Annotated in this window: 21 protein-coding genes; 16 read left to right on the forward strand and 5 right to left on the reverse strand. The window is 38.7% G+C overall.

Annotated elements, in window-relative coordinates; translation table 11 throughout:
* Positions 1-449 precede the first annotated feature (449 nt).
* Entirely contained in the window at positions 450-1,730 is a 1,281-nt protein-coding gene (locus ACPWSO_RS07765) for an MFS transporter (protein ID WP_426082329.1), read from the forward strand.
* A 66-nt stretch (positions 1,731-1,796) separates the two neighbouring features.
* On the opposite strand, the gene ACPWSO_RS07770 is transcribed toward ACPWSO_RS07765, so the two are convergent.
* The gene (locus ACPWSO_RS07770) at positions 1,797-2,609 is read right to left on the reverse strand and encodes an alpha/beta hydrolase (RefSeq protein WP_426082330.1); all 813 of its coding nucleotides are present in this window, start codon (positions 2,607-2,609) and stop codon (positions 1,797-1,799) included.
* Positions 2,602-4,182, reverse strand: coding sequence for a PucR family transcriptional regulator (locus ACPWSO_RS07775; protein WP_426082331.1), 1,581 nt, complete (start codon positions 4,180-4,182; stop codon positions 2,602-2,604). Before ACPWSO_RS07775 ends, ACPWSO_RS07770 begins: the two co-directional genes overlap by 8 nt.
* Positions 4,183-4,295: 113 nt before the next feature.
* Here ACPWSO_RS07775 and fdrA point away from each other — a divergent pair, with 113 nt between their 5' ends.
* Genes fdrA through ACPWSO_RS07800 form a run of 5 tightly spaced genes read left to right on the forward strand, consistent with a single transcriptional unit; the run spans position 4,296 to position 11,598 of the window.
* Positions 4,296-7,307 (forward strand): acyl-CoA synthetase FdrA, encoded by a 3,012-nt coding sequence (gene fdrA, locus ACPWSO_RS07780; RefSeq protein ID WP_426082332.1) that lies wholly within the window; start codon positions 4,296-4,298, stop codon positions 7,305-7,307.
* Positions 7,294-8,133, forward strand: a complete 840-nt coding sequence (locus tag ACPWSO_RS07785; protein WP_426082333.1) for a DUF2877 domain-containing protein — start codon at positions 7,294-7,296, stop codon at positions 8,131-8,133. Before fdrA ends, ACPWSO_RS07785 begins: the two co-directional genes overlap by 14 nt.
* Positions 8,134-8,149: 16 nt before the next feature.
* Positions 8,150-9,391 carry an MFS transporter gene (locus ACPWSO_RS07790; protein WP_426082334.1) on the forward strand — a complete coding sequence of 414 codons (1,242 nt, stop codon included), beginning with the start codon at positions 8,150-8,152 and terminating at the stop codon, positions 9,389-9,391.
* A gap of 21 nt (positions 9,392-9,412) precedes the next feature.
* Positions 9,413-10,348, forward strand: coding sequence for a carbamate kinase (gene arcC, locus ACPWSO_RS07795; protein ID WP_426082335.1), 936 nt, complete (start codon positions 9,413-9,415; stop codon positions 10,346-10,348).
* Positions 10,349-10,359: 11 nt separating this feature from the next.
* Entirely contained in the window at positions 10,360-11,598 is a 1,239-nt protein-coding gene (locus tag ACPWSO_RS07800; RefSeq protein WP_426082336.1) for a dicarboxylate/amino acid:cation symporter, read from the forward strand.
* 402 nt (positions 11,599-12,000) lie between these two features.
* Here ACPWSO_RS07800 and ACPWSO_RS07805 read toward each other — a convergent pair whose 3' ends face one another.
* On the reverse strand, positions 12,001-13,008 hold the full coding sequence (locus ACPWSO_RS07805) for an ROK family protein (RefSeq protein ID WP_426082337.1): 1,008 nt from the start codon (positions 13,006-13,008) through the stop codon (positions 12,001-12,003).
* Between the two features lie 322 nt (positions 13,009-13,330).
* Between ACPWSO_RS07805 and ACPWSO_RS07810 the strand changes: the two genes are divergently transcribed.
* The 4 genes from ACPWSO_RS07810 (at position 13,331) to ACPWSO_RS07825 (ending at position 16,767) form a co-directional block, all read left to right on the forward strand.
* The gene (locus ACPWSO_RS07810; RefSeq protein ID WP_426082338.1) at positions 13,331-14,164 is read left to right on the forward strand and encodes a Cof-type HAD-IIB family hydrolase; all 834 of its coding nucleotides are present in this window, start codon (positions 13,331-13,333) and stop codon (positions 14,162-14,164) included.
* Between the two features lie 377 nt (positions 14,165-14,541).
* Positions 14,542-15,627: a threonine aldolase family protein gene (locus ACPWSO_RS07815; protein ID WP_426082339.1), complete on the forward strand. Its 1,086-nt coding sequence runs from the start codon at positions 14,542-14,544 to the stop codon at positions 15,625-15,627.
* A 72-nt stretch (positions 15,628-15,699) separates the two neighbouring features.
* Positions 15,700-16,527, forward strand: a complete 828-nt coding sequence (locus ACPWSO_RS07820) for a prenyltransferase (protein ID WP_426082340.1) — start codon at positions 15,700-15,702, stop codon at positions 16,525-16,527.
* Between the two features lie 72 nt (positions 16,528-16,599).
* On the forward strand, positions 16,600-16,767 hold the full coding sequence (locus ACPWSO_RS07825; RefSeq protein ID WP_426082341.1) for a hypothetical protein: 168 nt from the start codon (positions 16,600-16,602) through the stop codon (positions 16,765-16,767).
* 657 nt (positions 16,768-17,424) lie between these two features.
* On the opposite strand, the gene ACPWSO_RS07830 is transcribed toward ACPWSO_RS07825, so the two are convergent.
* On the reverse strand, positions 17,425-18,453 hold the full coding sequence (locus ACPWSO_RS07830) for a lactonase family protein (RefSeq protein ID WP_426082343.1): 1,029 nt from the start codon (positions 18,451-18,453) through the stop codon (positions 17,425-17,427).
* Positions 18,454-18,641: 188 nt separating this feature from the next.
* Between ACPWSO_RS07830 and clpX the strand changes: the two genes are divergently transcribed.
* Both clpX and yihA read left to right on the forward strand, forming a co-directional pair.
* The gene (clpX, locus tag ACPWSO_RS07835; RefSeq protein ID WP_426082344.1) at positions 18,642-19,892 is read left to right on the forward strand and encodes an ATP-dependent Clp protease ATP-binding subunit ClpX; all 1,251 of its coding nucleotides are present in this window, start codon (positions 18,642-18,644) and stop codon (positions 19,890-19,892) included.
* 128 nt (positions 19,893-20,020) lie between these two features.
* Entirely contained in the window at positions 20,021-20,602 is a 582-nt protein-coding gene (gene yihA, locus ACPWSO_RS07840; RefSeq protein WP_426082346.1) for a ribosome biogenesis GTP-binding protein YihA/YsxC, read from the forward strand.
* A 26-nt stretch (positions 20,603-20,628) separates the two neighbouring features.
* Here yihA and ACPWSO_RS07845 read toward each other — a convergent pair whose 3' ends face one another.
* Positions 20,629-20,760 carry an SPJ_0845 family protein gene (locus ACPWSO_RS07845; protein WP_426082347.1) on the reverse strand — a complete coding sequence of 44 codons (132 nt, stop codon included), beginning with the start codon at positions 20,758-20,760 and terminating at the stop codon, positions 20,629-20,631.
* 359 nt (positions 20,761-21,119) lie between these two features.
* Here ACPWSO_RS07845 and yidD point away from each other — a divergent pair, with 359 nt between their 5' ends.
* From yidD to ACPWSO_RS07865, 4 genes are all read left to right on the forward strand, one after another.
* Positions 21,120-21,401: a membrane protein insertion efficiency factor YidD gene (gene yidD, locus ACPWSO_RS07850; RefSeq protein WP_426082349.1), complete on the forward strand. Its 282-nt coding sequence runs from the start codon at positions 21,120-21,122 to the stop codon at positions 21,399-21,401.
* Positions 21,402-21,426: 25 nt separating this feature from the next.
* Entirely contained in the window at positions 21,427-22,305 is an 879-nt protein-coding gene (locus ACPWSO_RS07855) for an ROK family protein (RefSeq protein ID WP_426082350.1), read from the forward strand.
* A gap of 392 nt (positions 22,306-22,697) precedes the next feature.
* The gene (locus ACPWSO_RS07860; protein ID WP_426082351.1) at positions 22,698-23,867 is read left to right on the forward strand and encodes an ABC transporter substrate-binding protein; all 1,170 of its coding nucleotides are present in this window, start codon (positions 22,698-22,700) and stop codon (positions 23,865-23,867) included.
* Positions 23,868-24,177: 310 nt separating this feature from the next.
* On the forward strand, positions 24,178-25,056 hold the full coding sequence (locus ACPWSO_RS07865) for a branched-chain amino acid ABC transporter permease (protein WP_426082493.1): 879 nt from the start codon (positions 24,178-24,180) through the stop codon (positions 25,054-25,056).
* Position 25,057: the final 1 nt, after the last annotated feature.

Below are 25,057 nucleotides of genomic sequence, written 5' to 3' on the forward strand. Positions count from 1 at the left end.
GCAATTGAACCCTAACTCAGAAAGCTGCTGGTCAATCATAGCATGATTGACCAGCAGTTTTTTTGAATAAGGAGGGGGAGATTGAACACAAAATATTTTTAGACAGGTATTACGTCATACACTGTTGGTATTGTGATAAGAATTTTTGAGAAAAAACATAGAAATATTATAAGTATTCAATGAGAAATCTGGAATAATTTAACTATGTTTTTTCGTTCTATGAAGGAGTTTTCAGGCTTGTACAGATTGTTAGCTTAAGGTATCATCAAAATGTACTGAAATTTAAGGAGAGGTGTGTTTCTCATGTTTTACATCATAAAAGCTGGAACTCATTTTATGCGTTTGAGATATTCATAATTCCTTCTGTTTTGGATAAAAGCACTCCGAATCAGAAGAAAGACCGGAAGTAGCAGCTTCTGAAAAAATAAAAGAATCAGGGAGTGTTTTTTATGACGCAGCAAACGAATATAGATTTACCTCATTGGCGTAAGAACTTTAATTTGTTTCTTTCAGGACAATTTTTATCGGGCATTACAAGCATGATTGTACAGTATTCTATCATCTGGTATTTAACGAAAGCTACAGGATCTGCGACGATTCTCAGCTTTGCAACGTTGCTTGGAATGATTCCGATGGTTGTTTTGAGTCCTTTTGTTGGTCCTTTTGTCGATCGGATGAACAAGAAAACAGTGTTGATTGTTACAGATAGTATCGTTGCATTCTTTGCATTAATTTTAGCCGTCGTTGGAACTATTTCTGCTGATTTTCCACTTTGGCTGGTGTTTGTTTCACTATTTATACGGGCTGTTGCACAAACGTTTCAAATGCCTATTATTCAATCGATTATGCCGATGATGGTTCCAGAAGCAGAACTAACCAAAGTGAATGGTCAGTTGGGAATGGTTCAATCAGCTAATTATATTATAGCACCGGCCTTGGGAGCTTTTCTCTTCTCTATTATACCAATGAACTGGTTAATTTTACTGGATGTGTTAGGTGCGGTATTTGGTGTGGGGCTTTTACTATTCGTGAAAATTCCACGCGTTGTTTCTGAGGGCGAAACAATCCATTTACTGGCAGATACAAAGTTTGGTTTTAAAAAGCTGATCGAAAATAAAGGTCTTTGGTATATTACTGTTATTGGTTCCGTATTTACGCTTATTTTTATGCCTGCGGCCAGTATGTACCCGCTAATGACTATGCAGTATTTCAATGGAACTGTAGGTCAAGCAGGGCTAATTGAAGTAGTTTATGCTTTTGGCATGCTTGTCGGTGGTGCCGTGATTGGTATTTTTGGAAATTGGAAGGATCGAATGAAACCAGTGTTCTTATCCTATTTAGTCATCGGCATTACAATCGGGATGAGCGGCTTGCTGCCGGGAACAAATCGAGGGTTTATTCTATTTGTTATTTTGAATGCCGTTGCTGGCTTCGCTACCCCATACTTTAACACGCTGCTGATGGCAATGATTCAGCAAAGCTATGAGCCTAAGTACCTGGGACGAGTGATGGGCGTATTGAATTCTCTAATGAGTATTACAGGTCCTGTAGGACTGATTTTTGCTGGACCGATAGCTGATAAACTTGGTGTAGAAAAAATGTTTGTTATTGCTGGAGTTGGTACATTGATTTGCGGACTGATTAATTTTATGTTGCCGGCAGCTAGAAATTATGATAAAAAGCTGCAAGCAAAACTGGCAGAAAAACAAAAAATCAACGAGCAGGAGTAATAAGCCAGTTTGTTGATTAAAAAAAGCGGTAAAGGAGTGAAAATTCCTTTACTGCTTTTTTGTTGTTTATGAATCCAGCCACGTATCCAAATGCTGCAGCGCTTTTTTCACTTGCTCTTCTTCCATTTGTTTCAAGAAATCATGCTCTAAAGAATACACAGGAATAAATTTACTATTAGGAATGAATCGAGCTAGTTGCTTACTGTACTTAAAGGGAACCTCTAAATCATCAGTGCTAGCTGTACTAAAAATCTTAGGAAAGTGCTGTAGCTCTACCGAAGAGAGAGAAAATTGTTTGGTTTCGCTCCTTTCCAAGCCATAAAAGCTCTCTAGTCGATTGTTTTGTATTGCATAGAGGTACAATAAATATCTTTGCAGCAATGGATCATCCCATTGAGGCGTAGTTTGATTGATTGTTTGAATCATTTCCTCAGTAATGACAGTATCAGTAAGCTTTCGTTCATTGGTAATAAAGTTTAAATCAAAGTAACCATAAAAATTTATCAGTTTATCCGGCAGCTGAGCATCCTGCTGCTGTAAATAGCTGGTTAGAAGAAGCATGAGATAGCTGCCGGCAGAACGACCGCAGAAACTATAAGGGGCATCTTGAAAACGTCTTTCTTTTAGCTCCAAAAAGGTTAACTGAAGCTGTTGGAGAATCTCTTTTAATGAGCTGTTAGGTGCAAGCAAGTAATCGATTGCTAAAACTGTATACCCTTTGGATAAAAAAATAGATTTTAGGGCTTCTGGTAAATCATTTTTACTACCATAAACGAGACCGCCTCCATGAAAATAAAGTAAATACTTTTGCTGTTCAGCTATTTTTGGAATAAATATGGAGACTTCGGCTCCGTTGGATAAAGTGAGCAGTTCAGGCATGGGTATGACTCCTTTGCTTGTATTTCAGTAAATAAGTACCAATTTCATAATTAACCAGCTGAATTGGATTTGTCAAACAAATTGATAAAGATTGCTCAATTTTATTTAAGCGGTAACGAATAGTTTTCGAATGTAGGAATAATGTTTCCGCAGTCTTCTTATAGTTGCGGCCGCACTGGAAAAAGGTATAGAGGGTTTCAAGCAGTTCGGGATTTTTTTTAGCTAACTGGCGCAATTCTTCAGGAATCAGCTCCTCTAACTGCTCTAACTGATTTTCTCGCATGAAGTATCTGAAAATTCCTAAATCAGAAACTTCTACAACTGGATCAATATAAAAGGAACGGTTGAATCGCAGGACATCCAGACACTCAACTAAGATTTCCTTCAGTCCTTCTTTTTCTTTTACCTGACTGATTGCAAAGGTCAGGTCAGGCTGTTCATCAAAAAAAGGATGGAGCTTTTTCTTTAGCTGAGCTTTTGTTATCGCCTGTTCAGGTTGTTCAAAATTATAAAGAATAATGAGGTAATTGTGGTGTTCAAAAAAGAGCTCTTGACTATTTAGAGAACGAAGAACAGTTAATATTTTTTTCCTTATTTTAGGATCATCATGAATCGTCGAAGAAAAGGCAATCCCCTGATAGTAAGGATAGCTGTCCATTTTTGCTTCCAGAAGAAGACTATTCAACTCATCAATATTACTAGGTGTATTCTGCAAAATGGCATCTGCTAAATTATTTAAACGAGTGTAGCGGTCTTTTTTTATCAGGTATTCCATTTGCAGACGTTCGTAGATAATATCAATGATATTTTCAATAATCATCAGATTTGCTTCATTTAGCTCGGGGCTGTCTTGGTAAACCAGTAAGGAACAGTCATTTGTATAAAAATTACTCACCCTTGTTTTTAGTGCGATGATTTCTCTGGACTCCTGATGAGAGAAAAGATGTAGCTGTTCATAACTATTCTTTGTAAATTCCATGTTTTCCAAGGTTTTCTGCTCAACTACTACAAAATCGTTGGGAAGTTTTCCCATTTTGATATCAATTCCTTTGCTGGGAATGTGCAGAGAGCAGCTCAGCTGAATTAACTGATAAAATTCCTGCATGATTTGATCAAAAGAAGCAAGATTCCGTTCAATTTTTGTAAACCGTTGTCGTACATCATAGTAAGTACGTAAAAGATGGGTTTGATAATTTAAAATAGGCTCATAGATGGAAAGCATGATTTTTTCATAGCTGACATTCTGCTGCACTTTAATCAGTGGAATTTTAAATTCTGAACACAAAGCAATAAGCCATTCTGGAATCATAGTAATCAGCCGATTCATTTTAACAACTAGACCACTAACGCCTATCGAACGCATTTTCTCAAAAAATTCAACTAGTTCAGAATGTGGAACATTGTTGAATGCATAAAAAGACGTTAAAATCAGCTGATTTTCTTTACTCCATTTTTCAATATCAATGGCTTCTAAAACCATAGCTGATTCGACCTCATTATTTAATCCTATTTCTCCTGTCAGTATTTTACTTGCTTTAAATAAATCAAGGCGCATCAAGTCTTTGAGTTTCATTTTTCTCCTCTTTTCCTCTTTTGGATAAAAAATACCTGTATATTTTGGACTTTTATCCAATGTAAACGAAAACATTAACTTTTACAATAGATTTGTGAATGGAGGAGAAAAAAATGTTAACTACAGTTATTTTGAAAAATAATTATCAGGATTCAATTAATCTGATGCTGCTGACCAATACAATTAATGAATTGGATCAGGTGAAAATGAGCCAGATTATGATGGGAACAGATGCCAATAAAGATATCTTAAAAAACACCAATCTGCTGACTGCAGAAGCAGAAGCGGCATCTCCCAATGATTTAATGATTGTTGTTGAAAGCGATACCGCTGATATTATGACAGAAGTTCTGCCGGCAGTTCATCTTTTTCTAGATGATTTATCTTCAAAAGGAAATAGTGAAGTCAGCCAAGCAGCTTCTTCTTGGCAAGAAGCATTGGAAAAACTCCCTGAGGCAAATGTGGCATTGTTCAGTATTCCGGGAGAATACGGAGCAGCTGAGATGGAGAAGGCATTAAAAAACGATTTGCATGTTTTCTCATTTACAGACAATGTTGCAATTGAAGATGAAGTTCGCTTAAAGAAGCTGGCTCATGAACGAGGCTTGCTGATGATGGGTCCGGATTGCGGTACAGGTATTATTTCTAGTATTCCAATCGCCTTCACCAATGTTGTTTCTCCTGGAAATATTGGAGTTGTTGGTGCTTCCGGTACTGGGATACAAGAAGTAACAACCATTATTGACCGATTGGGTGGAGGCGTGATACACGCAATCGGCACTGGCGGACGGGACCTTAGCTCAGAGGTAGGAGCAATAACGGTTAAGGATGCTGTAATGGCTTTGGAAAATCATGAACCGACAGATGTCATTTGTGTTATATCCAAACCGCCTGCGAAAGAAGTCCGGGATGAAGTAGTGGAGTTACTGCAAAGTATTTCTAAACCGGTTGTTGCTATTTTCTTGGGAGAGAGGCCTAAAGCTCATGAAGGAAAGGTTTATCTAGCACATACATTAGAGGAGACCGCTAAAATTGCAGTGGATTTGGCAAACGACAACGATGTACAGAGTAATTATTTTGAAGACATGATTCAACCAAATTTACCTACTGTTGGAGCAGATAAAGTTGTGAAGGGGTTGTATTCCGGCGGTACGCTAGCTGCCGAAGCTGGTATGCTGATTTCTGAGGCATTGGGCTTGGACGGGTTAGTGAAAAAGGAAGGCTACATTCTGAATTCCCATGGCTATGATGTTATCGATTTGGGTGATGATATTTATACGCAGGGAAAACCACACCCAATGATTGATCCAGATGTTCGGATAAACAAGATAAAGGATTACGCAGCCGATTCTGAAACAGGCATCATTCTTCTGGATATTGTATTGGGTTATGGTGCGCATCAAGATATGGCCGGCGCCTTGCTGCCTGCAATTCAAGAAGCACAGCAAGCAGCAGAGAAAGAACAGCGGGAATTGCATTTTGTGGCAACAGTCTGTGGTACTGAAAAAGATCCGCAAAACTATCAGTCAACAGTTCAGCGCTTGAAAGAAGCTGGTGTTTTCGTTGAAGAAAGTAATGCTAAGGCTGTACGTTTAGCGATGATGATGAAAGGAATAACATTAAAGGAGGAGGACAAAGCAGTTCTTCCATATACTGGAAAAACGATTGAGCTTCCCAAAGTTAGTGAGAAAGTGTTGGAGTTGTTAAACACGAAGCCGCGAATTATCAATGTTGGTCTGCAAAGCTTTAACGAATCGATTATCGAGTACGGAGGAGCATCTGAGCAGTTTAATTGGAAGCCGCGAGCTGGCGGCAACAAAAAAATGATTCGCATCTTGAATGAGTTGGATGAATTTTCAGAAAAAATCGAAGCTGAAAATCAACAGGTTACTGATAAGATAAAAAATGCGCAACCGTTTCTAATTGATGTGGTACCGGCAAAAACAGTGATTTCAGAACTGAATGAAGCGCAGAAAACCTTACTCCACGCTGGACCGCCTATTGCCTATGAAGAGATGACAGGACCTATGCAGGGTTCTTGTATAGGAGCGGCGCTATTTGAAGGATGGGCGAAGAATGAAAGTGAAGCCCGGACACTACTTGAAAATGGACAAATTCGCTTCATCCCTTGTCACCACGTGAAAGCGGTGGGACCTATGGGAGGAATTACTTCTGGCAATATGCCGGTTTTAGTTGTAGAAAATCGTTTAACTGGGAATCAGGCTTACTGCACCATGAATGAAGGTATCGGGAAAGTATTACGTTTTGGGGCGTACTCGAAAGAAGTTGTTACTCGTTTAGAATGGATGCGGGATATTTTAGGACCGACAATTGCTCAGGCATTACAGAAGACTGAAGAAGGAATTAATTTGAATGTTCTGATTGCCCGTTCAATTACGATGGGAGATGAATTCCATCAGCGCAATATGGCAGCTTCTTTGAATTTTCTAAAAGAGATATCACCGTTGATTATTGAACTGCCGATTGAAGAGCAGCAAAAATATGAAGTAATCAAGTTCCTTGCTGATACAGATCAGTTCTTCCTAAATATCATGATGGCAACTGGTAAAGCCATAGTTGATGGGGCGCGAGAAGGGACAAAGGGAACCATTGTAACAACGATGACCCGCAATGGTGTAAACTTCGGCGTGCGCATCGCTGAAACCGGCGATAGCTGGCATACAGCTCCTGTAAATACACCTAAGGGGTTATACTTTACCGGATTTACAGAAGAAGATGGAAATCCAGATATAGGAGACAGTGCGATTACAGAAACAATTGGCGTAGGAGCAATGGCAATGGTGGCAGCACCAGGTGTAACACGTTTTGTTGGTGCGGGAGGATTTCAAGATGCGTTAAATATCTCTGATGAGATGGCTGAAATTTGTGTAGGACACAATTCAACCTTCTCTATTCCAACATGGGATTTTCAAGGAACCTGCTTAGGAATTGATATCCGTAAGGTAGTGGAAACAGGGATTACGCCGATTATTAATACGGGAATTGCTCATAAAGAAGCTGGAGTAGGTCAGGTAGGAGCTGGTACGGTTCGAGCACCGTTGGGCTGCTTTGAAAAGGCACTGGAAGCCTATGCAAAAGAGCTGGGAATCAATGTGGAAGACTAAGGCGGTTGCCGGTCAGAATGCTGTCGATTTGAAAAGGTTTGGACGAATGGGGAAAATTCATAGTGTTTTTGAGCATTCGTTCAACCTGCTCATCTCTAATCGCTTGATTCATGTCTCAGCCTTTACAGAATACTTATCTAGTTTTGGCATTCAAATACCCGTAAAACTTTTTGAGGAGATCCAGCCCTATATCCAGCAGGGAAACATTGTGAAAATCATAGAAAATGGTTTTCGCATTTATAGCTGTTATGGTGTGGGAACCGTTGAATTTAGTCAGCTTCAAATCATTTCATTGAATGTACTAGGTCAAAATTCTTCTATGGAACACTTGAAGCTATTGAAAAATAAGCTGGAAAAATTAAGATTGGCAGATGCTCTTGGGCTGCCTCTAAATAAAGAGGAGCAGGAAATATTTTATTCTCTAAGCAGTATGCCTAAAACAGCAGCCTCTGTTGATTTTAAAAAAAGTGTGTCTTATCTGGCAGGACGGGGAAAAGGTTTAACTCCAAGTGGAGACGACATATTGACGGCATATCTTAGCGTGCTTCATTGGGCGGGTGATCAGAGAGCTGAGGCTTTATCCTCTGCTCTCACTCATCCTCTGCCGTCAACAACGGATGTGAGTAAAGCTTATATTCTCGAAGCGGCTGAGGGAAATGTGAATTCATTTATTTATCAATTATTTTCAGACCTGGAGAATAGAAGAACAGCGGCATCAATAGATGAAGCGATAAAAAAAATCAGATCCATTGGTCACACATCCGGAAATGATTTATGTTTTGGTTTGCTGCTGGGGGCACAAGCTGTAATAAACGATAAATTATAGAAAAGAGGGATTTAATATGGAGAATACAAGTCAAAAAAAAGCAGTTAAGGTTAATGAGACTTACTGGATGAAAGTCGTTGCCTTATTTTTTGTCGGTTGGATACTTATGTATGCAACTCGTACGATTTTTAATCCGATTATGGGAACTGTAGGTGCACAATTTGGTTTAAGTAATACCCAGTTAGGATTGGCAAATAGTGTCTTTTTCTTAACCTATGCAGTTGCGCAGATTCCTTCGGGAATGATAGGCGATCGGCTTGGACGCAAACTGGTGATCACAATTGGATTTGTTTTGATGGGGATTATGACTTATCTTAGCGGAATTGCGACGACTTTTGTAATGTTTCTGATTATTCGGGCTTTTGCGGGAATTGGTCAAGGCGCTTATTATGGGCCTCAGTATGCCTTATCTACAGAAGCCATACCGACAAAAAAACGAACAGTAGGAAATGCAATTATTAACAGTGGGATGGCTTTTGGAACATCAGGAGGATACCTGCTTTCAAGTAAACTCGTTTTAGAAAACGGAGAGCATTGGAGCAAGCCGTTCTTTATTATGGCAATTCCAACAGTAATTGTTGCGGTCCTATTTTATACAATGTTGAAGGAAAAGGTTGTCCGTCCAGAAGATACAGCTGCTGAAAAAAGTGCAGAACCAAAAGAGAAGGTTTCTCTTAAAGCGATTTTCTCAAATAAAAACTTGCTGGCTGCATTTATTCTGTGCTTTACAAGTATCTATGCCAATTTTGTAATCATTACCTGGCTGCCGTCATTCTTAATTGCAGAACGAGGATTTGAAGGTGCAAGTGTCGGTTTCATTTCATCTTTAGTACCTTGGGCGTCTATCCCCGGAGCTCTAATCTTTGCCCGTTTTGCCGACAAATCCGGTGCAACGAAAAAACTGGTGTATTTACTAGTGCCATTGGCAATACTATCTGTATTTTCAATTGCTTTTGTGACTGACCGAACCTTGTTGATTGCAGTGCTGATTCTTTATGGATTGACTGGTAAGCTGGCACTGGATCCAATCATCGTTACCTATGTGACCAAAAATGCACCTGCCGGATCTTTATCTACTACCTTGAGCGCCTATAACTTTATTGGTATGTCAGGATCGATTTTGGCTCCTTATCTAACTGGATATTTAGCAGACTCACTAGGATCAATGCAGGTTGGTTTTTATCTAGCATGTGTTCTGCTGGTCATTGGTCTAATTTTGTTTGCCATACTGGCAAAAGAAAAGCCTGTTGAAGAATAAAAGAGCGAGAGGAGAAACAAGATGAGTTTGAATGTTATTGCGCTTGGCGGCAATGCTATACTAGAAACGGATCCAACTGATGAGGGACAAAAAGCAGTAATCAAAAAAGCAGCGGTGTATATTGCAGATTTTATAGCTGCTGGTGAAGATGTTATTTTATGTCATGGAAATGGTCCTCAGGTGGGAAATTTACTGCTGCAGCAGAAAGCAGCTGAAACTGAAAAGAATCCCGCACTAAAGCTGGATTCCTGCGTAGCGATGACGCAAGGAAGTATTGGCTATTGGCTGCAGAATGCTCTGACGAATGAATTTTTGAGCCGTCAAATTTCAAAACCTGTAGTATCAATCGTCACACAAGTTCGTGTAAATGAAACAGATCCTTCATTCAAGGAGCCTTCAAAGCCAATCGGTCCATTCCTTAGTAAAGAGGAAGCAGCATTGGAAGCGAAGCGTACAGGCGGCAGTTTTAAGGAAGATGCTGGTAGAGGGTATCGAAAAGTTGTTCCTTCTCCAATGCCTCAGGAGATTGTTGAAAAAGATGTAGTTCGTTCAATCGTTCATTCGGGTGCAGTTGTTGTTTGTGCTGGTGGAGGCGGAGTTCCAGTAATTCAAAAAGGAACCGAACTAATTGGTGTAGAAGCTGTAAATGATAAGGATTTTTCAGCTAGAGTTTTAGCTGAGAATGTCAATGCAGAGCGTTTGATTATATTGACAGGTGTAGACAATATTTACATCAATTACAATCAGCCAAATCAAAAAGCACTTGAAAAGGTCACTAAAGAAGAGGCGGAAACCTATATTAAAGAGGGTTTCTTCGCTGCTGGCAGTATGCTTCCGAAAGTAGAAGCAGCTGTGTCATTTGTCAAGGGGAAGGACCATCGGGAAGCAGTCATTACATCAATTGAGAACCTTGTTCGGCTTCAGGATGGTGTAGGAACCACAATCACCAATAGATAGGTGGAAAAAGTATGACTACGAAGAAAGTATCAATGGTTACTCAAATCCTTATAGCAGTGATATTAGGTGTAGTATTCGGAGTTTCTCTGCCCTCTGTTGCAGGACAGGTAAAGCTGTTGGGCGATGTTTTTCTCCGTCTAATGCAGATGGCTATCCCGCTGTTAATTCTTGGTCAGATCATTCAGGCAGTTGGAAGCATTGATTCAAAGGAACTGACAAGCCTTGGCTGGCGGACAATTCTAGTGTTTGGTGTATCTTCTTTTTTCGCTGCTTGCTGGGGAATTGTTATGGCGGTAATCTTCAATCCCGGTAATGGAATAAAGATAGCTGAAATAAAGGATACAGGATTAAAATCACAGACGATTTCTTTTGCTGATACACTACTGGATTTCTTTCCCAAAAATATTTTTGATTCACTAACCCAAGGATCAATCATTCAAATTATCGTATTTGCTCTGTTCTTTGGTGTTGCCTTGAATAAATACCTGCAGACCCATCCAAAATCACAGCTTTTTAAAGGAATCATTGATTTTAATGAAGTCATCATACTCATTATTGGTTATGTAATGAAGGCCGCACCAATCGGAATTTTTGCTTTGATTGCTTCAACAATTAGTAACTTAGGCTTACAGATTATTCTGCCGCTATTGAAATATCTGATTGTCTATGGCGGAGGTACGCTACTGTTTTTAGGTATTTGGGTTTTACTAGTCAGCGTTTACTGCAAGGTGAATCCAATTCGTTTGGTCAAGAACATGAAAAATATGTCTATAATGGCTTTGGCAACAACTTCTTCAGCCATCACTTTACCTGTAGCAATGAAAGAAAGCCGGACACAATTAGGGTTAAGTGAACGGATTACGAACTTAGTTTTACCACTAGGAATGTCATTGAACAGTAATGGCTCTGCTATGCATATGAGCATAACAGTGATGACAATTGCACAGATGTACCAACAGGGGTTTGATTTTCAGCAGATGTTTTATCTAGCAGTAACTGCGACCTTTGTATCGCTGGCAAATGCTGTAGTTCCAGGAGCTGGGCTGGTTTCATTAGCTGTTATTGTTCCCCAAATGGGGCTGCCGCTTGACAGTATTGCTGTTTTTGCCGGTGTTGAATGGTTTGTGGGGATGCTTCGAACAATATTAAATGTAAATTCAGATGTATATTCTGCAATCATAGTTGGAAAATCAGTGAATGAAATTAATTATAACGTGTTTAATAGCAATTCAGAGGAACCGATAAAATAATTAGGATTGCCTTTAAAATAGAAGACAAAAAGAGGCTGGTATTGACTACACAAGAGACAGCCGTTTCAGAAATAAGCTGTTTTCCAACTCTAATGGTAAAATCGTTTGATTGATGGTATAATCTTTAAACATAAAAGCACACTTCTTTTGATTGGGTTTAGTCACTTTAATCATACAAGGCTGTGTGCTTTTTGTGTACTCTAAAATTAAAAAGTGAGACAACAATCAGATTTTCTTCTGAATATTGGCCACTCTCATTCTTGACTAAAAAATGATGCGTTCATGAAACGAAACAAATAGTATCGAAAAAGCATGCTTTCAACTGTATAAATAGATTTCTATTTCAATGGAGCCGCTTTTTCTTAGTTTTATTTGGACGGTGAAAAGTTCTGGCATGCTCTATTAGTGCAGTTTATAAGTAGTTTCTATGCTTACCAGCCAGCGAAGTCCTAGTGTCAGCACATGTTGAAAATTTTGAGCAAAATAAATTTGGGGCTGATTAGGCTGTCTAGAAAGTAATGATCGTTTTTGAATTCTATCGCTTAATAGCTCTTCATTAACTGTCTCGGACGAAAGCACAAAACTATCAGGCGCAATTACGGCGTTATACAGAGATAGGATATCTGCAAGATTTTCTCCTAATTCTTCGTCTGTGGCAGGTACTGGAGAATCAATTAAAGCCGGCAAATATTTTGCTTCTCCAGCAAGTCCGCGGTTTCCTTCAAGCAATACCCCGTTAGCACAAATAGTGATACCTGGCATACTCTTTTCAGGATAGAAAATGCCAACAACTGTATGCTGTTCTAATAGACCTTGTTCCACACAAAAGCCCATGGTCATTAAATGTGCATCATTTTGAATAGTAATAGGAATATCGCTAAACCGTGCCAACTCTTGTTCAATGTTCCAACCATCAAATAAATCATCCCAGCTGGAAACAATAATAGAATGATCGATTTTTCCGGGAATGGAAAGTCCTATTTTTTCGACTGGTACTGAAAATTGAAGCATGTCTTTAAATGCAGCCATCAACCCTTCTAGAGAGGGCGTTGAAAAATCGATTGTTGTATGATACTTCTCCACACCTGCTAGATTGACAACTTTCCCGATGATAACAAGACTGCGTTTTTCGTGTGGCTCTCTTTTTTCCTGAATAGAGACTAATAAATAATGAACCAAATCATAATTAAAAAGATATTCATTTGCAGGGCGTCCTAAGGGCTGTTGGATAGGCTTAGATTCGATAAAAATTTGGTCGGCGACCAGTTGTTTAACCAGAGAGTTGATTGTCACAACACTAATTCCAGTTTCTTTAGACATCTCTGCCTTTAATGCTTTTTTATTTTCAAAAAGAAAAACTTTGAGCTTTTCCAGATTTTTTTGTCGGATAAGATTACTTTTTTCTGTCAAGAAGGTACCACCTTTCATAAAGAAAAACTTAATTAATTCACTTTATTAATGATAGACTATATTAGTGCATCTGTAAACAAGATTCACTCATTTTAAGGAATGATAAACTTATTAAGAATTTTAATTAATTAAAACTCTTAATAAAGGTTTTTAACTATTGATTTCTTTAACCGCTTACTTTACTATTAAACTATATAAATTGTGTTAGAAAATATTATAGATGCTATTAAAGGAGCGTCTACTAGACTTATCTTTGTCTACATTGATATACAGAATCTTTTACAGGATTTATATAGATGGAAAAAAGATTGGAGACTTGCAGATGGGAATAAAAGCAATTGTATTAGATATTGACGGCACCTTATTGAATGATCAAAAAGAGATTTCAGAAAAAACAAAGAATGCGTTAATCAATGCACAAAAACAAGGGATTAAGGTCATACTTGCTTCCGGGCGCCCGACAACGGGGATGGAGAAGCACGTTAAAGAGCTACAAATGGATCAGTATGACGGCTTTATTGTATCATTTAATGGTGCCTGCGTAGTGGATTGCAGGACACAAGAAGTATTGTTTAATCAGGCTTTGGCTGTTGAAGATAGTAAGGCAATTCTTGAGCATTTGAAAAGTTTTAATGTTAAGCCGATGATTGATAAGGAAGATTATCTGTATGTGAACGATGTCTTTGACAATATAGTAAACCTGCCAACTGGAGAGTTCAATATTATTGAATATGAGTCAAGAGGCGGGAATTTCAAATTATGTGAAAAAGAAGATTTAGCGGCATTTGTTGATTTTCCGCTAAATAAAATTCTTATTGCCGGAGATCCTGATTATCTAAAAGAAAATTACCAGAAAATTCAAGAGCCATTTATTGACCGCTTAAACGCAATGTTCACGGCGCCGGTTTATTTTGAATTTACGGATAAAGGAATTGATAAAGCGAAAGCACTAGATACTGTTTTACCAAAATTTGATATTCATTCAAGTGAAATCATTTCTTTCGGAGATGGGCATAATGATCAATCAATCATTGAATACGCTGGAGTTGGCGTAGCAATGGCAAATGCTGTAGATGCGTTAAAAGCTGCAGCTGATGAAATTACTCTGTCGAATAACGAAGACGGTATAGCGGTTATGCTGGAAAAATATTTGTAGAAAGATTGAGTGTTGCTTTTATACCTTTGATTCTTAATAGGCTGCAGCTCTTGAAGCATGGACTGACTGAAACAACGTTTATTTGGTTTTGAATTAGCAAACTGGGTAGGATATAAATAAAGCTTCACCGCTTTCTATTCCTAAAACCCAAATAAAGGGCGATCTAAAAGCTGCCTCTTCGGAAATAAGGCGGACTATACTGAAAATGTCGAGACATTTTCAGTATAGTCCGCCTTATTTTTTAAACACAACACTTTTAGTTCAGCTTCTTTAAGTTCAATGGAACATGGAAGGAACGATTGTTTCTATTATGGTGCTATGCTACACTTTTAAATAGTAAATGCTTTCAAAATAGAAGGCAATGGGGAGGGATTCGTTTGACAGAACAAAGTAAGTTAACGAAAAGCTATGATCAAACACATTATCGGCTAAGTCATCACGGCGAGCGCAATGTTTCTGTATTGAAGCAGGTCATTGATCAGTTGGATGGGGAGCAATCAAGTGATATTTATGGAAATGGCGAAGTCATTGAACAGTTTCAGGAAAAAATGACAGGAATTCTTGGAAAAGAGGCGGCGGTTTTCTTCCCAAGCGGCACGATGGCTCAACAGATCGCTTTGCGTATTTGGTCAGACCGTAAACAAGGAGCAACCGTTGGTTATCATCCTCTTTCCCATTTAGAAATTCATGAGGAAGGCGGTTTGAAGGAGCTTCACCATATTTATCCAATTTTACTGGGAAACAAGGAACGTTTAATTACATTGGAAGATATTCAAGCTGTGGAAGAGCCGCTGGCTTGTATCTTAATAGAGCTGCCCCAAAGAGAAATTGGCGGCCAGCTGCCAACATTTGAAGAGCTTCAAGCAATTTCCGGCTATTGTAAAGCAAAGGGAATTAAACTACATTTAGATGGTGCACGCCTTTGGGAATGCCTGCCTTATTACGATAAAACAGCAGAAGAAATTTGTGCATTATTTGATAGTGTCTATGTCTCTTTTTATAAAGGTATTGGCGGAATTGCCGGCGCAATATTGGCTGGAGAGGCTGAATTTATTGAAGAATCAAAAATTTGGAAAAGGCGCCATGGCGGCGATTTGATTAGTTTATATCCCTATATTGTGACAGCAGATTATTATTATGAACAGCGGATAGGCAGCATGCCGGATTATGTTCAAGCAGCAAAAAAAGTGGCGGAATTGTTTAATCAGTGTTCAAACACAAAAACAGTTCCAAAGATTCCGGTAGCTAATATGTTTCATGTACACTTCTCAAAAACAATTGCTGATATGGAGCAAGTTTTTGCAGAGGTGCAAGAGAAAAGTGATGTTGGTTTTACTTTAATGCTGTGGGAAGAAGCCGAAGGTGTTTCAGCATTTGAACTATCGATTGGCGAAAGTTTCCTAACGATTCCTGAGGAAAATTTAAAAATTGCTTTTGATACATTGAAGACGGCTATGAATTAGCTGCTGGGTTGTAAATCAGCTAATAGTTAATGATGATTCTATGAGTTGATTCTGGATTGAAAGGAGTAAAAAATGACAGAAACTGATTATAAGAACGACGTTGAGCTGATTCTTGGGCATCGATTTGATCATGGCTGGGATTATTGGACAACAGAAGATAAGCGTTTGATTAAAGGGGCCCCTTTTTCAACATTGGAGAGTGCGATGTTGCTTTTGGAAGCAGGAATGCCCGTTTCAGATCCTCTGCTTGCTGAACTGGGTGAGCTGATTATGAGTACATGGCGTGAAGATGGCCGATTTAAGCTGTATCCTAAAGGCGGTATTTTACCTTGTCATACGACTCATGCGGCTAATGTTCTTGTTCAACTGGGATATAAGGAGGATGAGCGGCTGAAAAAGACGTTTCAGCATCTTCTGGAAACTCAGTACATAGACGGCGGCTGGCGCTGTAACAAGTTCAGCTATGGAAGAGGAGAAGAGACAGAATATTCCAACCCGGGAACTACGTTGCTGGGATTGAGTGCGTTTCGTTTTACTGAGTATCTGAACAAGGAACCGCTACTTGAACCAACTGTTGAATTCTTGTTGGAGCATTGGCGTATTAGAAAGCCGATTGGTCCCTGCCATTATGGAATTGGTACGTTGTTTATGCAGCCGGAATATCCATTTAGAACCTATAATTTATTTTATTATGTGTATGTACTTTCATTCTATGAAACAGCAAAAAAAGATCCGCGTTTTCTGGAGGCGCTAGCTGCATTGGAGGCGACTATGGAGGATAATCAAATTGTTTTAACACGGGTTAACCGTAAGCTTAGCGGCTTGTCCTTTTGTAAAAAGGGCAAGCCGAATGGTCGAGCAACAAAATGCTATGAGGAAATTTTGAGGAATTTGAAATAGAGGAATGAATGAGTTTTAGTTTCCGATATGTGGATAAAGAGCAGTCTGTAAGATAGTCGGTTTGAGCTGGGTATGTGGTTGTTCAAGCTGCAGTTGGGGTGTAGCAACGACGTATACAAAGAAGATGCTAACTATCAATTGTATGCGTATCAAAATAAAAAATCAGACAAGGTATATGTGAAAGCCGTTGCGCGTGCTGCTGGAGAAAACCTGCTGAAAACAAAAGTTGAAAGCTGGTGAGTTTCTTGTCTGCGAAGGGAAGACAGCTGAGATAGTAGAAGTAAAAAATCAGTTAATAGAAAATGGTCAATTTTTTGTTACACCAGATTTCAGATACTAAGATGTGTTTGAAAGCTAAAATAACGAGTTTTTTCATGATCTTTATGGATATCGTTTTCGTGAAGAGGTCGAGACAAAAGTGTTTAGCTTCGAGAACCAAGTAGGTACTGTTCAACATCAGCTCATCCCTCGCTGTGTTTCACAGCAATAAGACGGATTATCCGGAAATTATCAAGAAACACTACGAGGGAACCGAGTAGCTGTTGATTGATACCTACCTGGAGCTTTTCATATTTTTGAGATCGTTCGGCTTATTTCCGAGAACTTCAACTCTTAGTGCTTTTAGCACTTAGAAGTTGATGCTATCGGAACGAAGTGTAGTGAGCTACTTTTGGAACGCCGTTTATTCGGATTTTAGAGAAAGAAGAGTTCGGGCAGTTACTTATGTCCCAAACTCTTTTTCTAGATTTCTACTGAACTATCGTTTCCTCGTTAGTTTTCAAACACGTCTTGGTTAACACATAAAAAGCAGAAAAAAATGAAGCACCTCCCAAAAATTTAATTTCCGGTGGTGCTTCAAATGCTGAATAGCATTTTATCTGCTTCTTTTAAAAGAGCTTATCTAAAATACACACATACACATTCTGGAGCAAATATATCTTTTTGAATCATTGTCAGCAAACCATTTTCTTGATCTCTGCGGTATAATGTCAAATTGTCTGTATTTTGGTTAGCAGCAACTACAAAATCTTCTGTCGCATTCAAGTCGAAATCTCTAGGGAAATCTCCTTCAGTTGAAATCAGTTGAACTAGTGCGATAGTATCACCGCTTTCGTTTACTGAAAAAACAGCTAAAGAGTTATGTCCGCGGTTTGAGGCATAAAGATGACGGCCGTCCTTGGTTATACGGATAGCAGCTCCGCCGCTGAATTCAGTGAAATCTTCAGGTAAAGTTGACAGCTTTTGCGTCTGTTTGAAGGTTCCGTCTGCTTTGTTGTATGAAAGAACAGTGACCGTATTATCTAATTCGCCAAACATATAAGCAAATTGGCTGTTTGGATGGAAGACAAGATGGCGGGGACCAGTACCAGGCTCCGCAATATATTGAGCAATCTCCGTCAGCTTGCCTTTTGCATCTACATCATATGTGTAAACCCGATCTGTTCCTAAATCACAGACCGCTAAGCGTTTATCCGGCGTTAAATCTGTATAATGGACGTGTGCTTTGTTTTGATTTTCATGAGGTCCGGTTTCTTCATCATGAGTTATTTTATCAGCTAACTCTAAAGAACCGTCCTCTAAGATGCGGTGACTGTAGACCATTCCGCGATGGTAATTTGCCCCATAGACCAATTGACGTTCTTCATCAACCGCCACATAGCAATGAGGAGCGCCTTCTTCTGTTACCGCATTCAATAGTTCAAAAGAGCCGCCTGCCGGTTTAAATGCACCAGCACCACCTTCTTCCCCAATTTCGATTACAGAATAAAGCTTTCCAGCTTGGCTTTCTGTAACATAGGTCGGTCCTTTCGCTTCAGCCACTAGCTCAGCTGTAGTTAGTTCACCTTTATCCGTATCCAGAGTAATTTCATGAATTCCCTTACTTATTCTACGAGTGTACGTACCCAACAAGATTTTTTCTGACATATATTACCCTCCAAGTTATTGATTTTTGATAAAATAAACATACAAGGATAGTATAACATAAATAGGGATTACTGAAGAACTACTTTCATTAGAGCAGTCTAACAGAAAACTCGCAATTTTTGTCCCTTTGTGATATCATTGCTAAAGACTGTACTCTCAATTACTTTCGATTTTAAGGAGGAACATACGTGTACGACAACACAAACAATAACGGCCCTGTGCGTTGTTCTTTTTGTGGCAAAACACAGGAAGAAGTTAAGAAAATCGTTGCAGGACCTGGCGTATATATTTGTAATGAATGTATTGACTTGTGTAAAGAGATTATTGACGAAGAATTTTACGACGAAGCTGTTCGTGAACTAACAGATGTTCCTAAACCGCAAGAGATTTTAGATGTTCTGGATCAGTATGTGATTGGTCAGGAACAGGCGAAACGAGCTCTTTCTGTAGCTGTTTATAATCACTACAAACGTGTAAATCATACTGAAAATACTAGTTCAGATGAAGTAGAACTGCAAAAAAGTAATATCTGTCTGATTGGACCTACTGGTTCAGGAAAGACGTTTCTGGCTCAGACATTGGCTAGAACTCTAAATGTTCCATTTGCTATCGCAGATGCAACCAGCTTAACTGAGGCTGGTTATGTTGGTGAAGATGTGGAAAATATTTTGTTAAAACTTTTACAGTCGGCTGACTATAACGTTGAACGTGCTGAAAAAGGGATCATCTATATTGATGAGATTGATAAAATTGCACGTAAAAGCGAAAATGTTTCCATCACTAGAGATGTTTCTGGTGAAGGTGTCCAACAAGCATTGCTTAAGATACTAGAGGGAACAGTTGCCAGTGTACCGCCTCAAGGAGGTAGAAAGCATCCTCATCAAGAGTTTATTCAAATCGATACAACCAATATTCTGTTTATTGTTGGCGGTGCTTTTGACGGAATCGAAACAATCGTTAGAAACCGTTTAGGAGAAAAAACGATTGGTTTTGGAACAAATAACAGTAAATTGTCTGAAGATGAAAGCATCATGCAGCAGATTATTCCGGAGGACTTGCTGAAATTCGGATTGATTCCTGAATTTATCGGTCGCTTGCCGGTTACTGCAGCTTTAGAAAAACTGACTGTTGATGATTTAGTTCGCATCTTAAAAGAGCCTAAAAATGCTTTAGTGAAACAATATCAAAAGCTGCTGTCTCTAGATAATACAGAGCTTGAGTTTGAAGATGATGCCCTGCGTGGAATCGCAAAACAAGCGATTGAGCGCAATACAGGTGCTCGTGGACTACGTTCAATCATTGAAGGAATTATGCTGGATGTCATGTTTGATATTCCTTCTGATGAAACGATCAAGAAAGTAATTATTACGGAGCTTGCAGTTGAAGGCAAAGGAAAACCGGCAATCGTTTACGATAAAAAAGATCAAAAAGCCGGTTAACAATTGTTTATAGAACGAGGATGAAAGGTCGGGACAGGGTATCTTCTGAGAAGATACCGCTCCCGGCCTTTTGGCTGAAACTTTGTAAACAGAAGGCAAACCAAAAATAAGCAAAAAGGAGTAAAAAGATGAATGTACATAATGCAGAGATTGTAATCAGTGCCGTTTCACCTGCTCAATATCCAGATTCTCAGCTGCCTGAAATTGCATTAGCCGGACGATCTAATGTGGGGAAATCTTCCTTTATTAATACATTGATTAATCGAAAAAATCTGGCTCGAACATCTGGAAAGCCTGGGAAAACACAAACATTGAACTTTTATTTAATTGAAGATACCCTTCATTTTGTTGATGTTCCAGGGTATGGTTATGCGAAAGTATCAAAAACGGAGCGGGCCAAATGGGGGAAAATGATTGAGACGTATATTACTCAGAGAGAACAGCTAAAAGCTGTGGTATCTCTGGTAGACCTGCGTCACAGCCCCACACAGGATGATATTCAAATGTATGAGTTTCTAAAATATTATGATTTGCCGGTTATTGTTGTTGCAACAAAGGCGGACAAAATCCCACGTGGAAAATGGAATAAGCATGAAAGTATTGTTAAAAAAGCTTTAAATTTTGATCCTACTGATGAGTTCATACTTTTCTCTTCTCAAACAAAAATGGGGAAAGAAGAAGCTTGGCAGGCTATTGAAAAATATCTATAAAAAAACAGTGATCAGTTAGAAACTGGTCACTGCTTTTTTTCTTTTTCATCTTTATCAGAATCTTTTTTATCTTCTGGTTTTTCCTTCTTTTTAGGGTCAACAGCAAAAGATTCAAAAAGCTTGTCAAGGTCGTCGCTTCGTTCAAATTTTAAGCCCATTTTTCATCCCTCCAGTCCTCGTTAGTTTATCATGTTTTTCATTTTTTGGATAGTTTTTGTGAGGAGAAACTAACTTGCAATATGAAGAAAAACACGGTATAGTTTGTCCAAATGTATAAATTCTATTAGAGAAAAATCGGGCGGTAAGTGTCGCTGATTTTCTTAAATAATTGAAAATATTTTTGGGAGTAGGATTTCGCTTGACTCTCCTGAGTAAGCAGAGATAAGCTCTATCTATTTTACAGCAAAAGAGTGATTTTACAAAGTTTTTGCAGAATTGTCAGTTACTACAATTTTAAGCAAAAGTGGACTACTCATCGTTTAAATAGGTTTATATAGGAAAGAAGGAAAAAAACGAAATGATTGGTAAGTTAATTATTTCTTTGGTTAGATTTTATCAGCGTTTTATCTCTCCAGCTTTGGGACCCCGTTGCCGGTACCACCCAACTTGTTCTCAATATATGCTGGATGCAGTTCAGACACACGGTGGTGCAAAGGGAGGGCTAATGGGCGTGGCTCGTATTTGCCGCTGTCACCCGTTTGTAAAGGGCGGAATAGATTATGTGCCGCTGAAATTTAGTTTAAAGAGAAATCCAGATGAAGAATACCATGGTCCATATAATTATCGGAGAAATAAATAATAACATAAATAAAAAGGGGAAGAATATGGCAATATTAGCATTTGATTTAGGCGGGTCAGCAGTAAAGTACGGAGTATGGGATGAAAATCAGTTGCTTGAAACTGGAAAATTTTCTACACCTAAAAATTGGGAAGAGATGAAAGCTGGATTCTCAAAGGTATTTTCAGCAACCGAACGTTCAATTGAGGGCGTTGCATTTAGTGCTCCTGGTGTAGTCGATGAACAAAAAAGACAAATTTTAGGGATTTCTGCTATTCCCTACATTCATCATTTTGATATTTATGATGAATTAGAACAGTTATTTGAATTACCAGTGACTATTGAAAACGATGCGAACTGTGCAGGGATGGCTGAGATTTATGAAGGTGCAGCTAAAGGAAAACAGGAAGTTGCATTTGTTGTGATTGGTACAGGAATCGGTGGAGCCGTTTTTCACAAAGGAGAAATCGTAAAAGGCGCTCATCTTTATGGAGGAGAGTTCGGTCTAATGTTTCTTGATGGAAATCGGACCTTTAGCACATTAGGAACAGCTGTTCAGATGGCTTGGCGTTATTGTGAGCGCAAAGGCTTGGAGAAAGAAGCTGTATCGGGTGAAGAGGTCTTCGGTTTGGCGGAAGCAGGCGATCCAGTTGCTGTAGAAGAGGTTGAAAATTTTTATGAGTATTTGACGCAGGGGTTGTTTGGCATCCAGTTTTCTCTTGACCCGGAAGTGATTGTATTGGGCGGTGGAGTTTCCGCTAAAGCAGGTTTGCTTGATGAAATCAACCTGCGTATGAAGAAGAAACTGAAGCATTTTGGCCTAAAAGACTTTGTTCCGGAAATAGTTATATGTAACTATCGAAATGATGCAAACCTAGTTGGAGCTGCGGCGAACTTCTTGGCGAAAAAGAATTGGAGTCATTAAAAAGCTGCTATCAAACGTAATGTATTTCTCTAACATTGATAGGTTGAACTGTTTTAAACAAATAGAGTATTGAAAGCTTGAGGAGAACAAACGCCTCGGGCTTTTTAATTTTTTCTCCTGTTTGGAAATCAAAGAATTTTTATTGTTCAAATAAACTGATTTTTATAAATGGCTTGCTTTTTAAATAAGAAAATCTAATTAAATTTAGTTAAACTAGTATTGAATGCGCTGTCATTTTTTGCTGGTATAAATCCGACAAAAAGAAGCAGATTTTAATAATAATTTGAATAATAGAAATTTTCTGAAAATTCATTGACAAGCATTAGTTTTTTTATTATATTTGTATACATACTCTTTGAGTGTTGCGTGAAAGAGAATGAGGGGGTAATCAGATGAAAAGATTTAGCTATTTATTTGCCAGCCTATTTTTGCTGGCTGCATGCGGACCTACTGCAACAAGCGGTGGCGGCGGAACTGCCGGTAATAAGGCAGATGGGGATACAATTAAGATTGGAATGAATATGGAGCTTTCTGGTGGGGTATCTGCTTACGGAAACGCTGAAAAAGAAGGAATTGAATTAGCCATTGAAGAAATCAATGAAGATGGCGGCGTTCTTGGTAAAAAATTAGAATTGATTTCTAAGGACAACAAATCTGAAAACAGTGAGGCGGCTTCTGTTGCTTCCAACCTGACCAACGAAGACAAAGTTGTTGCCGTGGTAGGACCTGCAACGTCGGGTGCTGTAAAAGCAACGATTCCTAATATGACAAAAGCTGGAGTACCGCTAATTACACCATCAGGTACAGATGACAGCATTACGATTGCTAACGACAAAGTACAGGAATATGTGTTTAGATCTTGTTTCCAAGATACCTTCCAAGGAGTCATTTTAGCAAACTTCGCTCAAGACAATTTGAAATCTGAAAAGGTTGTTATTCTTGGGGATAAATCAAGTGATTACGCTATTGGATTAGCTGATTCATTTAAGGATACTTATAAAGGGGAAGTTGTTAAAGAAGAAAACTTTACAGCTGGAGATAAAGATTTCCAAGCCCTATTAACAAAAATTAAAGGTCTTGACTACGATGTTATTTATGTTCCAGGCTATTATACTGAAGCCGGCTTAATCATCAAACAAGCAAGAGAAATGGGTATTGATAAACCAATTATTGGTGCAGATGGTTTTGGCGATGAAAAATTAGTTGAGATTGCTGGTGCAGCAAATGTAAGCAATGTATACTATACAGGTCATTTCTCTGAAAAAGCACCTGCAACAGATAAAGTACAGCCATTTGTAGATGCATTCAAAGAGAAGTATGGCAAACAGCCTTCAGCTTTCAATGCGCTGGCATACGATTCTGTCTATATGTTGAAGCAAGCCATTGAAGAACAAGATTCAGCTGATTCAGAAGCAATTACCAAAGGTCTTGCTGAATTGAAGGATTTTGTTGGTGTAACAGGAAAAATGACGATGGATAAGAATCATAATCCTGAGAAATCTGCAGTTGTTCTTGGATTAACAGAAGGAAAAGAAACATCTGCTGAACCTGTAAATCCTTAGAAATACCTTTTTGAGAATAAAAGGCGTGCAGGATAAATCAAGTTGTATATGCACAAAATATGAATAAATGGCGGGATAGAAGAGTTTTCTTCAAGAATAAGCCGGATAATCTATACAGTGACAGGTAAGAATAAGACAGGCGGATAAATCATTTTATATTTGAGACTGCTGATTCTTAAATGCCTACAGATAGTAAGTTGTGAGAACAACTGAATAGCTGTTTCCAATACTTATTTCTTGAAGAAAACTTGTTTTATTCCGATTTCTTTTATTCTCAACAAAAACAAAATTGGATGTGATGAAAATGGAAATGGAAATGTTGCTTCAACAGCTGGTAAACGGTCTGTTTTTAGGAAGCATCTATGCCTTACTGGCACTTGGATATACAATGGTATACGGCATTATAAAATTAATCAATTTCGCTCATGGAGAAATCTATATGCTAGGTGCATTCATGGGGTATTTTTTTATTAACAATTTCAAGCTAGGTTTTTTCCCTGCACTAATTCTATCAATGGTCTGTGCGGCTGTTATTGGTGTAGTTATTGAATTTTTAGCTTATCGTCCACTGCGGAAATCTACAAGAATTGCTGCTCTGATTACAGCGATTGGCGTATCGTTTCTGCTGCAAAATGTGATGATTCAAATGGTAAAGTCAGACCCTCGGGCATTTCCTCAAGCCATCAAGATGGAGGTTTATAAATTAGGTTTCATTGAAGTCTCGAATATTCAATTAATTATTCTATTTACCTCATTATTGTTGATGATTTTGCTCCAGGTTATCGTTAAAAAGAGCAAAATGGGGAAAGCAATGCGGGCAGTAAGCGTGGACGCAGACGCAGCACAGCTTATGGGAATTAATGTAAACCGTACGATATCATTCACATTTGCATTAGGTTCTGCTTTAGCGGCTGCCGCAGGTATGCTGATTGGTTTATACTATAATTCAATTGATCCGATGATGGGTGTTGTTCCAGGACTGAAATCCTTTGTTGCAGCTGTCGTCGGCGGTATTGGCCTTATTCCAGGTGCAGCGATTGGCGGGTTTGTTATCGGTCTGTTGGAAACGGCGGCTGTTGCTTTTGGTTTTTCTGATTATAAAGATGCCGTAGTATATGCACTGCTGATCATTATATTGCTCATTCGTCCAGCTGGAATTCTAGGGAAAAACGTGAAAGAGAAAGTGTAGG

The sequence above is a fragment of the Enterococcus sp. LJL51 genome (assembly GCF_049894025.1).
Lineage (GTDB): Bacteria > Bacillota > Bacilli > Lactobacillales > Enterococcaceae > Enterococcus_L.

Bases quoted from the DNA above. Each gene is read 5' to 3' on its own strand.
- ACPWSO_RS07765 (WP_426082329.1), top strand. From the start codon at position 450: ATGACGCAGCAAACGAATATAGATTTACCTCATTGGCGTAAGAACTTT.
- ACPWSO_RS07770 (WP_426082330.1), bottom strand. From the start codon at position 2,609: ATGCCTGAACTGCTCACTTTATCCAACGGAGCCGAAGTCTCCATATTT.
- ACPWSO_RS07775 (WP_426082331.1), bottom strand. From the start codon at position 4,182: ATGAAACTCAAAGACTTGATGCGCCTTGATTTATTTAAAGCAAGTAAA.
- fdrA (WP_426082332.1), top strand. From the start codon at position 4,296: ATGTTAACTACAGTTATTTTGAAAAATAATTATCAGGATTCAATTAAT.
- ACPWSO_RS07785 (WP_426082333.1), top strand. From the start codon at position 7,294: ATGTGGAAGACTAAGGCGGTTGCCGGTCAGAATGCTGTCGATTTGAAA.
- ACPWSO_RS07790 (WP_426082334.1), top strand. From the start codon at position 8,150: ATGGAGAATACAAGTCAAAAAAAAGCAGTTAAGGTTAATGAGACTTAC.
- arcC (WP_426082335.1), top strand. From the start codon at position 9,413: ATGAGTTTGAATGTTATTGCGCTTGGCGGCAATGCTATACTAGAAACG.
- ACPWSO_RS07800 (WP_426082336.1), top strand. From the start codon at position 10,360: ATGACTACGAAGAAAGTATCAATGGTTACTCAAATCCTTATAGCAGTG.
- ACPWSO_RS07810 (WP_426082338.1), top strand. From the start codon at position 13,331: ATGGGAATAAAAGCAATTGTATTAGATATTGACGGCACCTTATTGAAT.
- ACPWSO_RS07820 (WP_426082340.1), top strand. From the start codon at position 15,700: ATGACAGAAACTGATTATAAGAACGACGTTGAGCTGATTCTTGGGCAT.
- ACPWSO_RS07825 (WP_426082341.1), top strand. From the start codon at position 16,600: ATGTGGTTGTTCAAGCTGCAGTTGGGGTGTAGCAACGACGTATACAAA.
- ACPWSO_RS07830 (WP_426082343.1), bottom strand. From the start codon at position 18,453: ATGTCAGAAAAAATCTTGTTGGGTACGTACACTCGTAGAATAAGTAAG.
- yihA (WP_426082346.1), top strand. From the start codon at position 20,021: ATGAATGTACATAATGCAGAGATTGTAATCAGTGCCGTTTCACCTGCT.
- ACPWSO_RS07845 (WP_426082347.1), bottom strand. From the start codon at position 20,760: ATGGGCTTAAAATTTGAACGAAGCGACGACCTTGACAAGCTTTTTGAA.
- yidD (WP_426082349.1), top strand. From the start codon at position 21,120: ATGATTGGTAAGTTAATTATTTCTTTGGTTAGATTTTATCAGCGTTTT.
- ACPWSO_RS07855 (WP_426082350.1), top strand. From the start codon at position 21,427: ATGGCAATATTAGCATTTGATTTAGGCGGGTCAGCAGTAAAGTACGGA.
- ACPWSO_RS07860 (WP_426082351.1), top strand. From the start codon at position 22,698: ATGAAAAGATTTAGCTATTTATTTGCCAGCCTATTTTTGCTGGCTGCA.
- ACPWSO_RS07865 (WP_426082493.1), top strand. From the start codon at position 24,178: ATGGAAATGTTGCTTCAACAGCTGGTAAACGGTCTGTTTTTAGGAAGC.